This window comes from Pseudomonas cuatrocienegasensis (genome assembly GCF_900110925.1).
Classification (GTDB): domain Bacteria; phylum Pseudomonadota; class Gammaproteobacteria; order Pseudomonadales; family Pseudomonadaceae; genus Aquipseudomonas; species Aquipseudomonas cuatrocienegasensis.
Window position 1 is genome coordinate 211995 of the sequence record NZ_FOFP01000003.1, and the last position, 12699, is coordinate 224693.

The 12699-nt window shown below is 64.3% G+C and carries 15 protein-coding genes and 1 other RNA gene; 6 read left to right on the forward strand and 10 right to left on the reverse strand.

Annotated elements, in window-relative coordinates:
* Positions 1-18: 18 nt before the first annotated feature.
* From BMW49_RS05990 to BMW49_RS06020, 7 genes are all read right to left on the reverse strand, one after another.
* Positions 19-1641: an ABC transporter permease gene (locus BMW49_RS05990; RefSeq protein WP_069516431.1), complete on the reverse strand. Its 1623-nt coding sequence runs from the start codon at positions 1639-1641 to the stop codon at positions 19-21.
* 92 nt (positions 1642-1733) lie between these two features.
* Positions 1734-2735 (reverse strand): extracellular solute-binding protein, encoded by a 1002-nt coding sequence (locus BMW49_RS05995; RefSeq protein ID WP_069516432.1) that lies wholly within the window; start codon positions 2733-2735, stop codon positions 1734-1736.
* Positions 2736-2895: 160 nt separating this feature from the next.
* A complete protein-coding gene (locus tag BMW49_RS06000; protein ID WP_069516433.1) occupies positions 2896-4113 on the reverse strand; it encodes a 2-octaprenyl-3-methyl-6-methoxy-1,4-benzoquinol hydroxylase in 1218 nt (405 codons plus the stop codon).
* Positions 4098-4604 (reverse strand): DUF4442 domain-containing protein, encoded by a 507-nt coding sequence (locus tag BMW49_RS06005; protein WP_069516434.1) that lies wholly within the window; start codon positions 4602-4604, stop codon positions 4098-4100. Before BMW49_RS06005 ends, BMW49_RS06000 begins: the two co-directional genes overlap by 16 nt.
* Before the next feature lie 3 nt (positions 4605-4607).
* Positions 4608-5795 (reverse strand): 2-octaprenyl-6-methoxyphenyl hydroxylase, encoded by a 1188-nt coding sequence (ubiH, locus tag BMW49_RS06010; RefSeq protein ID WP_069516435.1) that lies wholly within the window; start codon positions 5793-5795, stop codon positions 4608-4610.
* A 4-nt stretch (positions 5796-5799) separates the two neighbouring features.
* On the reverse strand, positions 5800-7134 hold the full coding sequence (pepP, locus tag BMW49_RS06015) for a Xaa-Pro aminopeptidase (protein WP_069516436.1): 1335 nt from the start codon (positions 7132-7134) through the stop codon (positions 5800-5802).
* Between the two features lie 31 nt (positions 7135-7165).
* Positions 7166-7720: a YecA/YgfB family protein gene (locus BMW49_RS06020; protein WP_069516437.1), complete on the reverse strand. Its 555-nt coding sequence runs from the start codon at positions 7718-7720 to the stop codon at positions 7166-7168.
* Between the two features lie 145 nt (positions 7721-7865).
* Here BMW49_RS06020 and BMW49_RS06025 point away from each other — a divergent pair, with 145 nt between their 5' ends.
* The 4 genes from BMW49_RS06025 (at position 7866) to BMW49_RS06040 (ending at position 9326) form a co-directional block, all read left to right on the forward strand.
* Positions 7866-8075, forward strand: coding sequence for a TIGR02449 family protein (locus BMW49_RS06025; RefSeq protein WP_069516438.1), 210 nt, complete (start codon positions 7866-7868; stop codon positions 8073-8075).
* Positions 8072-8374 carry a cell division protein ZapA gene (locus tag BMW49_RS06030; RefSeq protein WP_069516439.1) on the forward strand — a complete coding sequence of 101 codons (303 nt, stop codon included), beginning with the start codon at positions 8072-8074 and terminating at the stop codon, positions 8372-8374. Before BMW49_RS06025 ends, BMW49_RS06030 begins: the two co-directional genes overlap by 4 nt.
* A 129-nt stretch (positions 8375-8503) precedes the next feature.
* A non-coding RNA gene (gene ssrS / locus BMW49_RS06035) (6S RNA) lies at positions 8504-8682 on the forward strand.
* Positions 8683-8729: 47 nt separating this feature from the next.
* The gene (locus BMW49_RS06040) at positions 8730-9326 is read left to right on the forward strand and encodes a 5-formyltetrahydrofolate cyclo-ligase (protein ID WP_069516440.1); all 597 of its coding nucleotides are present in this window, start codon (positions 8730-8732) and stop codon (positions 9324-9326) included.
* Between the two features lie 26 nt (positions 9327-9352).
* Here the strand turns inward: BMW49_RS06040 and BMW49_RS25310 are convergent, their stop codons facing one another.
* Positions 9353-9484, reverse strand: a complete 132-nt coding sequence (locus tag BMW49_RS25310; RefSeq protein WP_256539150.1) for a hypothetical protein — start codon at positions 9482-9484, stop codon at positions 9353-9355.
* 126 nt (positions 9485-9610) lie between these two features.
* Between BMW49_RS25310 and BMW49_RS06045 the strand changes: the two genes are divergently transcribed.
* On the forward strand, positions 9611-10063 hold the full coding sequence (locus tag BMW49_RS06045; protein WP_069516616.1) for an EVE domain-containing protein: 453 nt from the start codon (positions 9611-9613) through the stop codon (positions 10061-10063).
* On the opposite strand, the gene BMW49_RS06050 is transcribed toward BMW49_RS06045, so the two are convergent.
* The gene (locus tag BMW49_RS06050; RefSeq protein WP_244168311.1) at positions 10057-10467 is read right to left on the reverse strand and encodes a flagellar basal body-associated protein FliL; all 411 of its coding nucleotides are present in this window, start codon (positions 10465-10467) and stop codon (positions 10057-10059) included. The two genes, BMW49_RS06045 and BMW49_RS06050, sit on opposite strands and share 7 nt — an antisense overlap.
* Before the next feature lie 153 nt (positions 10468-10620).
* Between BMW49_RS06050 and BMW49_RS06055 the strand changes: the two genes are divergently transcribed.
* On the forward strand, positions 10621-11598 hold the full coding sequence (locus tag BMW49_RS06055; protein ID WP_069516442.1) for an NADPH:quinone oxidoreductase family protein: 978 nt from the start codon (positions 10621-10623) through the stop codon (positions 11596-11598).
* 105 nt (positions 11599-11703) lie between these two features.
* Here the strand turns inward: BMW49_RS06055 and BMW49_RS06060 are convergent, their stop codons facing one another.
* Positions 11704-12672: a CDP-6-deoxy-delta-3,4-glucoseen reductase gene (locus BMW49_RS06060; protein WP_069516443.1), complete on the reverse strand. Its 969-nt coding sequence runs from the start codon at positions 12670-12672 to the stop codon at positions 11704-11706.
* Positions 12673-12699 lie beyond the last annotated feature (27 nt).

Below are 12699 nucleotides of genomic sequence, written 5' to 3' on the forward strand. Positions count from 1 at the left end.
GGCTACCGGGGCGAACGGTCAGTCTTCGCCGATTCGCCGCGCCGAGCGCCGAATCAGCCCAACCACCGGCAGCAGGCCCACCAGCACCAGGGTCAGGGCCGGCAGCGCCGCCCGTGCCCACTCCCCTTCGCTGGTCATCTCGAAGACCCGCACCGACAGGGTGTCCCAGCCGAAGGGACGCATCAGCAGCGTCGCCGGCATTTCCTTGAGCACGTCGACGAACACCAGCAGCGCCGCCGACAACACCCCCGGCACCAGCAACGGCAGGTACACCGTGAAGAACAACCGTGGCCCACCTACACCCAGGCTGCGCGAGGCTTCCGGCAACGACGGGCGAATACGCGCCAGGCTGTTTTCCAGCGGCCCATAGGCCACCGCCATAAAGCGAATCAGGTAGGCCAGCAGCAACGCTGACAGGCTGCCGAGCAGCAGCGGTTTACCCGCGCCGCCGAGCCAGCTGGACAGCGGAATCACCAGCTCACGATCCAGATAACTGAAGGCCAGCATGATCGCCACCGCGAGCATCGAACCAGGCAAAGCGTAGCCGACATTGGCCAGGCTGACGCCGCTGCGCATCAGCCGGGTCGGCGCCAGGCGCCGGGCGAACGCCAGCAGCAGCGCCACCGACACGGTGATCAAGGCGGCCATCGCGCCCAGGTACAGGGTGTGCAGGATCAGCGCGGTGTAGCGCTCATCGAGGTCGAAACGCCCACGCTGCCAGAACCACACCAGCAGTTGCGCCATCGGGATGACAAAGGCGCAGGTGAACACCAGCACACACCAGCCCGTGGCCGCCGCGGCCTGCAGCCCCTTGAGCGGGTACAACGCCTTGCCCCGCGGACGCTCGTTGGTCGGCCGCACCGCGCCACGGGCACGCCGCTCGCCGTAGAGCACCAGCATCACCGCCAGCAGCAGCAGGCTGGCCAGTTGGGTGGCGCTGGTCAGGCTGTAGAAGCTGTACCAGGTCTTGTAGATGGCAGTGGTGAAGGTATCGAAGTTGAACACCGACACCGCGCCGAAATCGGCCAGGGTTTCCATGATCGCCAGGGCCAGCCCTGCACCGATGGCCGGGCGCGCCATCGGCAGGGCAACCCGCCAGAACGCCTGCCAGGGCGACAGGCCAAGCACCCGCGCCGCCTCCATCAGACCCTTGCCCTGGGCGAGGAAGGCATTGCGCGCGAGCAGGTAGACATAGGGATAGAACACCAGCACCAGGACGATGATCACCCCGCCGGTAGAGCGCACCCGCGGCAAGCGCAAGCCACTGCCGAAACACTCGCGCATCAGAGTTTGCACCGGCCCGGCAAAGTCCAGTAAACCAACGAAGACAAAGGCCAGCACATAAGCGGGAATAGCGAACGGCAGCATCAGCGCCCAGTCCAGCCAGCGCCGGCCGGGAAACTCGCAGAGGCTGGTGAGCCAGGCCAGGCTGACGCCCAGCAACGTCACGCCAATGCCGACCCCCAGCACCAGGGTCAGGGTATTGCCGATCAGGCGCAGCAACTGGGTTTGCCACAGGTGCGCCCAGATCTGCTGGTCCACCTCGTGCCAGCTGAACAGCAACACGCTGAGCGGCAGCAGAACCAGCAGCACGACAACGAAGACGATCGGATACCAACGGCGCTGGGCGGGATGGGCCACGCAGATTCCTCAAGACAAAAACACGACGCCCCGGCAAGCCGGGGCGTCGAGTATAACGGCAAGGCGGCTAGCCGCCCTCTGTCTGCAGCCAGTTAGTTCCAGCCAGCGCGGTCCATCAGCATGGTGGCTTCGGCTTGACGCTTACCAGCGACCTCAGTGGCGATCGAGTCGGCCTTGAAGGTACCCCAGGCGGCTACTTCCGCGGACGGCTCAACCGCCGGGTTGGCCGGGAATTCCTGGTTGACGCCGGCGAAGATGGTTTGCGCTTCTGCAGTGGTCATCCACTCCAGCAGCTTCTGCGCCGCCTCGGCATGCGGCGCATGCTTGGTCACGCCAGCGCCAGCGAGGTTGACGTGCACGCCACGGTCCTGCTGGTTCGGCCAGTACGGCTTCACTTTCAGGTCAGGCTGCTGCTTGTGCAGACGGCCATAGTAGTAAGTGTTGGTGATGCCGACGTCACACTGACCGGCGTCGATGGCCTGCAGCAGCGCGGTGTCATCAGCGAACACGTCAGTGGCCAGGTTATTCACCCAGCCCTTGATGATTTCTTCGGTCTTGGCCGCGCCATGGGTTTCGATCAGGGTGGCGGTCAGCGACTGGTTGTAGACCTTCTTGCTGGTGCGCAGGCACAGGCGGCCTTCCCAGTTCTTGTCGGCCAGGGCTTCGTAGGTCGACAGCTCGCTCGGCTTGACTCGCTCGGTGGAGTAGAAGATGGTCCGCGCACGCAGCGACAGGCCGGTCCAACTGCCGGTGCTGGAGCGGTACTGAGCGGGGATATTGGCGTCGATCACCTCGGACTTGACGGGCTGCAGCACGCCTTCCTGCTCGGCCTGCCAGAGGTTGCCAGCGTCTACAGTAATCAGCAGGTCGGCCGGTGTATTGGCGCCCTCGGCCTTGAGGCGAGCGATCAGCGGGGCTTCCTTGTCGGTGATGAACTTCACCTTGACCCCGGTCTTCTCGGTGTAGAGGTCGAATACTGGCTTGATCAGCTCGTCAATACGGGCGGAGTAGACCACCACCTCGTCAGCAGCCTGAACGGCAGTTGCCAGGGTGCTGAGGGTAAATGCAGCGAGGAGCGCGTTACGAGCCTTCATGGGACCAGCCTCTTGTGGGTAAGCAGAGAGGCCGAATAGTAGTGAATGGCATTTCGCTTCTCAACTAGCCATTTGTATCCGTCGTACACAATTAACCCGGCAACGGCCCAGGGCCTAGCGCCGTTTTGCTTGCGCCCCCGCAACGCAATGTCAGCAGCCCTCAGGGCCTTGCCAACGGCGGCAGGTCGCCCGATAAGCCAAGCGCCTGACACACGAAAAGTGCCTTGGCCTCGGGCAAACCATCGACCCAATCAAGGCCGATATTGCGCAGCAGGCGCAGCGGCAGGGGGTCGGCCTGGAACAGCCGCTCGAAGCCCTCCATGGCCGCCATCATCGCCAGGTTGTGTGGCATACGGCGACGCTCGTAGCGGCTCAGCACACGCTCATCAGCCAGGCGCTCGCCACGCCCATGGGCATGCTGCAGCACATCGGCCAACACGGCGGCATCGAGAAAGCCCAGGTTAACGCCCTGCCCCGCCAGCGGATGAATGCTATGGGCCGCATCACCGATCAGCACCAGCCCCTCCTCCACGTAGCGTTTGGCATGGCGCTGGCGCAGCGGGATGCACAGCCGCGGATCGGCATGCAGAACCTCGCCCAGGCGGTGCTCGAAGGTACGCCCCAGGGCCGCGCAAAACGCGGCGTCGTCGAGCTGCATCAGCCGCTCGGCTTCGCTCGGCACGGTTGACCAGACGATCGAACACCAGTGTTCACCCGGCGGCCCCTGCAGCGGCAGGAAGGCCAGCGGCCCGTCATCGGTGAAACGCTGCCACGCCGTGGCCTGGTGCGGCTCGGCACAGCGCACGCTGGTGACGATGGCGTGGTGCAGGTAATCCCACTCGCGCGTGGCGCAGCCGGCCAGCCGGCGCACCGCCGAGTTGGCGCCATCGGCGGCCACCAGCAACGGCGTGCGCACTTCGCGGCCATCGGTGAGCGTCAGCAGCCAGCCGTCGCCACTGCGGCGCAATTGTTCGAGACGCGCATTGCCGAGCAGGCCGATATCGCTGTCATGCAGGCGGCTCAGCAGCGCGTCCTGCACCACGCGGTTTTCGACGATATGGCCGAGCACGTCTGCATGCACGCTGGCGGCACTGAAGTGGATCTGCCCGGTGCCGGAGCCGTCCCACACGCGCATCTCGCCATAGGGGCTGACCCGCCGCGCCTCGATAGCCGACCAGACCCCGAGGCGCTGCAGAATACGCTGACTGGCGCCGGACAACGCGCTGACCCGCGGCTCGAACGGCGCATCGGCGGCGAATGGCGCGACCTGCAAGGCACCACCGTCGACGATCAGAATCTCCAGCCCCAGGTCCTGCAACGCCAGGGCCAGGGTGCTGCCGACCATACCGGCGCCCACGATGATCACATCTGCTTGCATGTACTGTCCTCGGTGGTCTGTCGCAGGTGCGGCTTGAGCCGCACATAGAGGGTCTTGTGCACCCGGGCCACCAGCTTACCGGCGCTGTCATGCACCTCGACGTCGAGCACCGGCAGGTACTTGTCGCCTGCGGCGGTGTGCTGGCGAATACGCGCCAGCAATGCCTCGTCGATATGAAACTCGGCGTGCACCGGACCTGTGCCGGGGCTGACGAAATCGATGCTGGCCGCCTTGTCCCAGACGATGTAATCGCGCCCGAGGTTCTCCATCAGCATGAGCATGTAGAACGGGTCGGTCATGCTGTACAGGCTGCCGCCAAACTGGGTGCCCACGTAATTACGGTTGTACCAGCCCAGGCCCATGCTGACACGCACCTGACGGAAGTCTGCGCTGATCTGCCGCACACGCACGCCAGCGCCCAGATAGGGTGGATACAGGTTCATCGCCCAGCGCAGCCAGCGGGCTTTGCGCGCCAGGCGCGTGGCACTCATGCTTTAGTAACCTGCGCGGGTGCCCAGGCCCATGGCCTGGCGGGCGAACCAGCGTTTGGCTGGCGGCAGCATGTCCAGACCCAGCAGACCGAGGCTGCGGCCGGCGGCCAACAGCTTGTCGTCGCGACTGAACAGCCGGGTGACCTGATCGGAAAAGCCCACGGTGCGTAGCTGATCGCTGCGCTGACCATCCGCATAACGCTGCAACGTGGTCAGATCGCCCAACGGCGCCGTGCTGGCCAGCAGGCACTCGGCCAGGGCCAGGGTGTCACGCAGCGACAAGTTGTAGCCCTGGCCGGCGATGGGGTGCAGGCTGTGCGCAGCATTGCCCAGCACCACCAGATGATCACGAACCTGCTCGGCCGCCTCGACCAACGCCAGCGGGTAAAGGTAGCGGGCCCCGACCTGTTGCAATGCACCCAGGCGGTAACCAAAGGCCTGCTGCAGCTCGGCGAGGAAGTCCGCATCACTGGCCTGCAGCAGCCGTGCAGCGTCTTCGCCGCTGCGCGTCCAGACCAGGGCGCAGCGGTTATCGGCCAGCGGCAACAGGGCCAGCGGGCCAGCGGCGGTGAAACGCTCGAAGGCCTGGCCGGCATGGGCGTCTTGCGGGGTGATATTGGCGATCAGCGCGGTTTGCCCGTACGGCGTGTGGCGTACCTGGATACCGAGTTGCTCACGCAGACTGGAGCGGCCGCCTTCGGCGATCACCGCCAGGTCACAGTCCAGAGTCGAGCCGTCGTCAAGGGTCAGGCGATAGCCATCGGCAAGCGGATCCAGACTCACGACCTCGGCGGGGCTGCGCCAGGTCACCACATCCGGGTCGAGGGCGCGCCACAGGCACTCGCCAATCCAGGCGTTTTCCACCACATAACCCAGCGCCGCCACACCTTCGTCTTCGGCGCTCAGGCGCGCCGCGGCAAAGCGGCCTTGGTCGGAGACGTGAATCTGCCGGATCGGCTCGGCACGTTGGCTGATCGCCGGCCACAGGCCCAGGCGCTGATAAATCTGTTGGGTGCCATAAGACAGAGCGGTGGAGCGCGCGTCATAACTCGGCTGGTAACCGACACCCGGAGTAAAGGGTTCGATCATCACGATCTGCCAGCCGCGTTTGCGCGCCTCATCCTGCAGTGCCAGGGCCAGGCTGGCGCCGACCAGGCCACCACCGATAATCGCCAGATTGACCCTGTCCATAGGCTTAAGCGGCCTCGCTGCGGGCGGCGGCCATCAGGGCTTCGATCTCGGCAACGGTCTTGGGCACACCGTTGGTAAGGATCTCGCAGCCGCTCTTGGTCACCACCACATCGTCTTCGATACGCACACCAATGCCGCGCCATTTCTTGGCCACATTCTGGTTGTCCGCCGCAATGTAGATGCCGGGCTCGACGGTCATCGCCATGCCCGGCTCCAGCACGCGCCACTCACCGCCGACCTTGTAGTCGCCGACATCGTGCACGTCCATGCCCAGCCAATGGCCGACCCGGTGCATGTAGAACGCTTTGTAGGCCTCGCCGGCGATCAGCTCATCGACATCGCCCTGCAGCAGCCCAAGCTCGACCAGCCCGGCGGTGATCACCCGCACCGTCGCTTCGTGGGCTTCGTTCCAGTGCTTGCCCGGCGCGATATGTTTGAAGGCTTCTTCGTTGGCCGCCAGGACCAACTCGTAGATGGCTTTCTGCTCCGGCGAAAAACGCCCGTTGACCGGGAAGCAGCGGGTGATGTCGCTGGCATAGCAGTCAATCTCGCAGCCGGCGTCGATCAGCACCAGATCGCCATCCTTGAGCGGCGCGTCGTTCTCGCGGTAATGCAGGATGCAGGCATTCTTGCCGGTCGCGACGATAGAGCCGTAAGCCGGCATCTTCGCCCCACCCTTGCGGAACTCGTAGTCCAGCTCGGCTTCCAGGTGGTATTCGCTGAGCCCGACCTGGCTGGCCTGCATCGCGCGGATATGCGCCTGGGCGGAAATCTGCGCCGCAGCACGCATCACCTTGACCTCGCCGGCCGACTTGTACAGACGCATGTCGTGCAGCAGGTGGTCGAGGGCGACGAACTCGTTCGGCGGCTGCGCGCCCTGACGTGCCTTGGAACGGATCACGTTGATCCACTCCATCAGGTGACGGTCGAACTCGGGGTTGGTGCCCATGGCGTAGTAGACCCGCTCACGGCCTTCGATCAACCCCGGGAGAATGTCGTCGATATCGCCGATGGGAAACGCATCATCGGCGCCGTACTGGCTGATTGCGCCATCCTGGCCGGCCCGCAGGCCGTCCCACAGTTCGCGCTCGGGATCACGCTCGCGGCAGAACAGCACGTACTCGCCATGGGCGCGCCCCGGAATCAATGCAATCACCGCCTCGGGCTCGGGAAAACCACTGAGGTACTGGAAATCGCTGTCCTGGCGATACACGTGCTCGACATCGCGGTTGCGGATATACACCGGCGCCGCCGGCAGGATGGCGATGCTGTTGGGTTCCATCTGCGCCATCAACGCCTTGCGTCGACGAGCGTATTCCGACTTGGAGATGCGGGTCATGGGCAGCGAGTCCATCGGGTTGGCGGAAAGATCAGTGCAACAGGGGCTTGGGCGCCGGCGCAGCGGGCTTGGTGCATTCGCTGAACAGCAGCATGGGTGCCACGCGCAGGTACTCCATCACTTCCATGTAATCGCTCTCGCCGTCCTCGGACTCTTCGAGGGCATTCTGCACCTGGGCGATGGCGGAAAGATCCTGCAGCACTTCCATCGCCTCGGCGCTCAGCGCGCTGTCACGGGCGGTGAGGCCGAAGCCACCGAGAAAGCCCTGGCACCACTGGCCGAGGGCCACGGCGCGCTCACTGAGCGGCGCCTCATCACTGGGCAGCAGCAATACCACGGCGATGTCTTCGCCGCTGAGCTCGCCCTTGACCATTTCCTGCAGGCCAATCAGCGCCTGGCGCACGGTGTCCTGCGGTTCGCCACCGAGCAGCTCGGCGGCATCGACCAGCCAGGGCGCGATATCGAAGCCCGCGCCGGCGCAGCTGCGGCCCAGCAGCAGGCCATGCAGCTCGGCAGGGGAAACGGTGTAACCGGCACTGCTGAGCAGTGCGGCGAAGGCGGAATACGGAGAACTTGAAGTCGGCATAGATAACTAGGCGCCAGACGGCGCAATCACTAGAATGGAGGCCTCGTATCCTAGCACCGGCAGACGCGGCAAAACCATCGGAGGGTTTGACCCCACCCCATGGTGCGCCGATATAACCGGTCACCCCTTGCCTTAGCGAGACCCCATGGAAGACGCCGATTTGCAAGCCCTAACGACCAAACTGGAGCTGTTGATCCAGCGTGTCGAGCAACTCAAGGCCCAGAACCGTCTTCTGCTGGCGAGTGAAAAGGCCTGGCGCGAGGAACGCGCCCATCTGATCGAAAAGAACGAAATGGCCCGGCACAAGGTCGAATCGATGATTTCGCGCCTAAAAGCCCTGGAGCAGGACTCATGACCCAGTCGAATACCGTTACCGTCCACATTCTGGACAAAGAATATTGCATCACGTGCCCATCCGACGAACGCACCAACCTGGAAAGCGCTGCCCGCTACCTGGACGGAAAAATGCGTGAGATCCGTACCAGCGGCAAAGTCATCGGTGCCGATCGCGTGGCCGTCATGGCAGCGCTCAACATCACCCACGACCTGCTGCACAAGCAACAGCACCAGGACCTGCAGGCCAACTCCACGCGCGAACAGGTGCGTGACCTGCTGCAGCGTGTCGACCAGGCACTGACCCACGACGACGTCTGAAACGCTGCGGCAATGGGTCGCTCCCTGATGCTTGCCGTGCCCATGCCGAGCGGCCCAGGAACGCTCATCCATCTCAGTGCAGCTTTGCCGACGGGGTGTCCTGGCGGCAGATTCGGGTATACTGGCCGCAGCTCCCTGAAGTGTGCGCCAGTTGGTGATGTCCCTGAGCCGATACGCACAAACCCGGGGGTTGCATGTTGAGGCCGGTGTGCATGTCCGCCTGACGGAAAGCCTTAACGCCTCCTGCAACCTCCACCTTGAACTTTCGGGTTCAAGGGCTAAGCCGACAGCGGCACGTCGGGGAGTCATTTCTTCTTCGCTTATTGCCGCCTCTTTGCAATAGGTTGTCAGCTCGATGCTCGACCCCACCGCCCACAGCCGCCCACAGCTTCGTCGCCTGCTGCGCCAGAAGCGCCGCGCACTCTCGCCCCAAGCCCAGCGCCAAGCCGCGCGCAGGCTGTACCGCCAACTGGCGCAGCACCCCACCTATCGCCGTGCCCGGCACCTGGCCCTGTACTTACCGACTGACGGTGAAATCGATCCACGCCCACTGCTGCGCGAAGCCCAACGGCGCGGCAAGGCCGTGTACCTGCCGGTCCTCAAACCCTGGCCACGCACGCGCATGGTGTTCCAGCGCCTGCGGCCCGGCGAGACGCTGATCGCCAATCGCTTCGGCATCGCCGAGCCACGCAACAACCCGGCATGGCAACGACCGACCTGGACGCTGGATCTGGTGCTGTTGCCCCTGGTGGGTTTCGACGCCCAGGGCGGTCGTCTGGGTATGGGCGGGGGATTCTATGATCGCAGCCTGGCTTACCTGCGCATGCGCAAAAATTGGCACAAACCGATATTGCTGGGCGTGGCGCATAGCTGTCAGCGCGTGGAGCGCCTGGCGCTAGCGAGTTGGGACGTGCCGCTGCAAGCGACTGTGACCGACGCCGGCTGGTACTGAGAACCGCTTCCCTGCGGCCGGAGTGCTCAACGGCCGGGCAGGGCCAGAGCAGGCGGTGTGCCTGGTGCTTCCCACTGGCTCTGGGTGTACCCCGTCGTCACCATGCCCAGGCTGAACAGAATAACGAGTACCCACAACAGATCTGGTTTGCGTTTCATCCAATGCCTCCCCCTTAAAGGCAGACGGCGCAGGGTGCACCCGGCGCTCGTTGCTCTCGATCTCTCCGAGTTTGCACCCAGATTGCAGACCTGGCCCAATAGGGCCGATTCCAAGGAGCAATGTTCATGCCCAACTGGCTGATGAAGTCCGAACCCGATGAGTTTTCCATCCACGACCTGCAGCGCCTGGGAACGGCGCGCTGGGATGGCGTGCGCAATTACCAGGCGCGCAACTTCCTGCGCGACATGCAGCCGGGTGAGCTGTTTTTCTTTTATCACTCCAGCTGCCCGCTGCCGGGGATTGCCGGCATCGGCCGCATTCAGGGCGCTGCTTATCCTGACCCGACAGCCCTGGACCGCGACAGCCACTACTTCGATGCCCGCGCCAGTGCCGAGAAGAATCCCTGGAGCGCCATCGATGTGGCTTACGTCGAAGCCTTCCCCCAGGTTATCGGGCTGTCACTGCTGAAAGCTCAGCAGGCTTTGCTTGAATTGCCCCTGATCCAGAAAGGCTCACGCCTGTCCGTCATGCCGGTGAGCGACGCCCACTGGCAGGCGATCCTGGCGCTGCGTTATTGAATGATAAGGTTGTTGAACAGCAGGTCTTCGACCAGGGGCGCGCCTTCTTCCTGTACCAACACATCCTGCACCTGCTTGAGTGCAGCCTGGCGCAGCGTTTCCTTGGCATCAGCGGCAGCCATGGTCTCGTCGGTCTGCTGGGAAAACAGCATCACCAACTGATTGCGGATCAGCGGCTGGTGATGCACCACCTTGGCCTCAGCCTCGGCGCCGGTGACACGCAATGAGACATCGGCCTTGAAGAACTTCAGCCGCGGCCCCGTGCCGAAATTACCGACCAGAGCAGGAAACAAACCGACGTAAGCAACAACGGTCGCGGGATCGACCTTGGGCTCCTCCGACGAATTGGCCTGCACGTACAACGGCAGGGTCATGAGCAACAGCGATGCGATCCAGATTTTCAAGGGGTGTCCTCCACAGATAGCCCCTAGCATAGCCACAGCGGCGCCCCATCCCAAGCCCCGTCGCTTATGCAGGCCCATCAGGGCCAGCCATGCTCGTTGACCGAGCGTCCCGGCGCCCTACACTGCCTCGACCATCCGCAGAGGAGTCGCCCGATGAAAGCCGTGCTGTGCAAAGCCTTCGGCCCCGCCGAAACCCTGGTTCTGGAAGACGTCGCCAGCCCGCAAGCGAAGAACAACGAGATTCTGCTCGAGGTACATGCCGCGGGCGTCAACTTCCCGGATACGCTGATCATCGAGGGTAAGTACCAGTTCAAACCACCCTTCCCCTTCTCCCCCGGCGGTGAGGCGGCGGGCGTGGTCACGGCGGTGGGCGAGAAGGTCAGCCACCTCAAGGTTGGTGACCGGGTCATGGCCCTGACGGGCTGGGGCAGCTTTGCCGAGGAGGTGGCGGTAGCGGGCTACAACGTCATGCCAATCCCGCCGAGCATGAACTTCGCCAGTGCGGCGGCGTTCGGCATGACCTACGGCACCTCCATGCACGCGCTCAAGCAGCGCGCCAACCTGCAGCCTGGGGAAACCCTGCTGGTGCTGGGCGCCTCCGGCGGCGTCGGCCTGGCGGCAGTGGAAATCGGCAAGGCCATGGGCGCCAAGGTGATTGCCGCAGCGAGCAGTGCGGAAAAACTCGACGTCGCGCGGGCAGCCGGCGCCGATGAGCTGATCAATTACAGCGAAAGCAACCTCAAGGATGAAGTCAAACGCCTCACCGGCGGCCAGGGCGCGGACGTGATTTACGACCCGGTCGGTGGCGACCTGTTCGATGCCGCCGTACGCAGCATCGCCTGGAACGGCCGCTTGCTGGTGGTCGGCTTTGCCAGTGGGCGCATTCCCGAATTACCGGTCAACCTGGCACTGCTCAAGGGCGCTGCGGTGGTCGGGGTGTTCTGGGGCGCCTTCGCCCAACGCCAGCCCGCCGACAACGCGGCCAACTTCCAGCAACTGTTTGCCTGGTACGCCGAGGGCAAGCTCAAGCCACTGGTATCGCAGACCTTCCCCCTGGACCAGGCCGCCGACGCGATCAATACCCTCGGCCAGCGCAAGGCCGTGGGCAAGGTGGTGGTGCAGGTGCGCTAAATTGTAGGGTGGATGACGCTTTATTCATCCACCACTGACGCCCAAATGGGTGGATCGGTGAAGCGTGATCCACCCTACGAAGCCGCCCAAAGCGGCTTCTTTCATTCAGCCGCGCGGCGCGTAGGCGAATACGTCGGCGCGCATCTGGTGGGCATCCATGCCGGCTTCGACCAGCGCATCCAGGGTCGCGTAAACCATCGCCGGTGACCCGCTGGCGTAGACGTGCAGCGCCTTGAGGTCAGGGAAATCTTCGCGCACCGCCTCGTGCAGTAGGCCACAGCGGCCTTGCCAGCCACAGGACTCACTGACCACCTGATGCAGGGTCAGGTTGGCCACTTGTTGCCAGTCGGCCCAGTGCGGCAGTGCATAGAAGTCATCCGCATGGCGCGCGCCCCAATACAGGTGCACCGGATGGGCGAAGCCGGCGGCGCGGCAATGCTCAATCAGGCTGTGCATCTGCGCCATGCCGGTGCCGGCGGCGATCAGCACCAGCGGCCCATCGGGCAGCTGGGCTAGATGGGTATCGCCGAATGGCAGCTTCACGCGCACACTTGGCTGCTGCTGCAAACGCGCCACCAGCGCCTCCGTCACCGCATCACGCGCCAGGATATGCAATTCCAGATCCCGCCCCTGATGCGGCGCCGAGGCCAGGGAAAACGCTGCGTAATCCTCGCCTTCGCGCTGCAGCAGCACGTATTGACCGGCGTGGTAACGCGGCAGTTTGCCGGCAGGGGCACGCAGGCGCAGGCGGTAGACATCGCCGCCCTGGGGCGCACAGTCGACGACCTGACAGGCCAGCTCACGCACCGGCAGCTCGCCTGGCGCGAGCACGGCATCCCAATGCAGCACACAGTCTTCCAGCGGCTCGGCCAGGCAGGTAAACAACTCGCCCTGTTCGATGACTTCGTCCGCCTGACGCACGCGGCCCTCGACCAGCAAGGCGGCGCAGACATGGCAGTTGCCGTTGCGACAGCTGTGCGGGCAATCGAATCCCAGGCGCTGCAACGCATCGAGAATGCGCTCGCCGGGCAGCATCTCGAAGGCTGCACCGGAAGGTTGCAAGGTGACTCTCATGGCATGTGCATCCAAAACAGGTTCGTG

What these genes read in the sequence shown, in the direction of transcription:
- BMW49_RS06020 (WP_069516437.1), bottom strand. Translation starts at nt 7,720, where the DNA reads ATGCCGACTTCAAGTTCTCCGTATTCCGCCTTCGCCGCACTGCTCAGC.
- BMW49_RS06045 (WP_069516616.1), top strand. Translation starts at nt 9,611, where the DNA reads ATGCCCAACTGGCTGATGAAGTCCGAACCCGATGAGTTTTCCATCCAC.
- BMW49_RS06025 (WP_069516438.1), top strand. Translation starts at nt 7,866, where the DNA reads ATGGAAGACGCCGATTTGCAAGCCCTAACGACCAAACTGGAGCTGTTG.
- BMW49_RS05995 (WP_069516432.1), bottom strand. Translation starts at nt 2,735, where the DNA reads ATGAAGGCTCGTAACGCGCTCCTCGCTGCATTTACCCTCAGCACCCTG.
- BMW49_RS06000 (WP_069516433.1), bottom strand. Translation starts at nt 4,113, where the DNA reads ATGCAAGCAGATGTGATCATCGTGGGCGCCGGTATGGTCGGCAGCACC.
- BMW49_RS06060 (WP_069516443.1), bottom strand. Translation starts at nt 12,672, where the DNA reads ATGAGAGTCACCTTGCAACCTTCCGGTGCAGCCTTCGAGATGCTGCCC.
- BMW49_RS25310 (WP_256539150.1), bottom strand. Translation starts at nt 9,484, where the DNA reads ATGAAACGCAAACCAGATCTGTTGTGGGTACTCGTTATTCTGTTCAGC.
- BMW49_RS06030 (WP_069516439.1), top strand. Translation starts at nt 8,072, where the DNA reads ATGACCCAGTCGAATACCGTTACCGTCCACATTCTGGACAAAGAATAT.
- ubiH (WP_069516435.1), bottom strand. Translation starts at nt 5,795, where the DNA reads ATGGACAGGGTCAATCTGGCGATTATCGGTGGTGGCCTGGTCGGCGCC.
- BMW49_RS06005 (WP_069516434.1), bottom strand. Translation starts at nt 4,604, where the DNA reads ATGAGTGCCACGCGCCTGGCGCGCAAAGCCCGCTGGCTGCGCTGGGCG.
- pepP (WP_069516436.1), bottom strand. Translation starts at nt 7,134, where the DNA reads ATGACCCGCATCTCCAAGTCGGAATACGCTCGTCGACGCAAGGCGTTG.
- BMW49_RS06055 (WP_069516442.1), top strand. Translation starts at nt 10,621, where the DNA reads ATGAAAGCCGTGCTGTGCAAAGCCTTCGGCCCCGCCGAAACCCTGGTT.
- BMW49_RS06040 (WP_069516440.1), top strand. Translation starts at nt 8,730, where the DNA reads ATGCTCGACCCCACCGCCCACAGCCGCCCACAGCTTCGTCGCCTGCTG.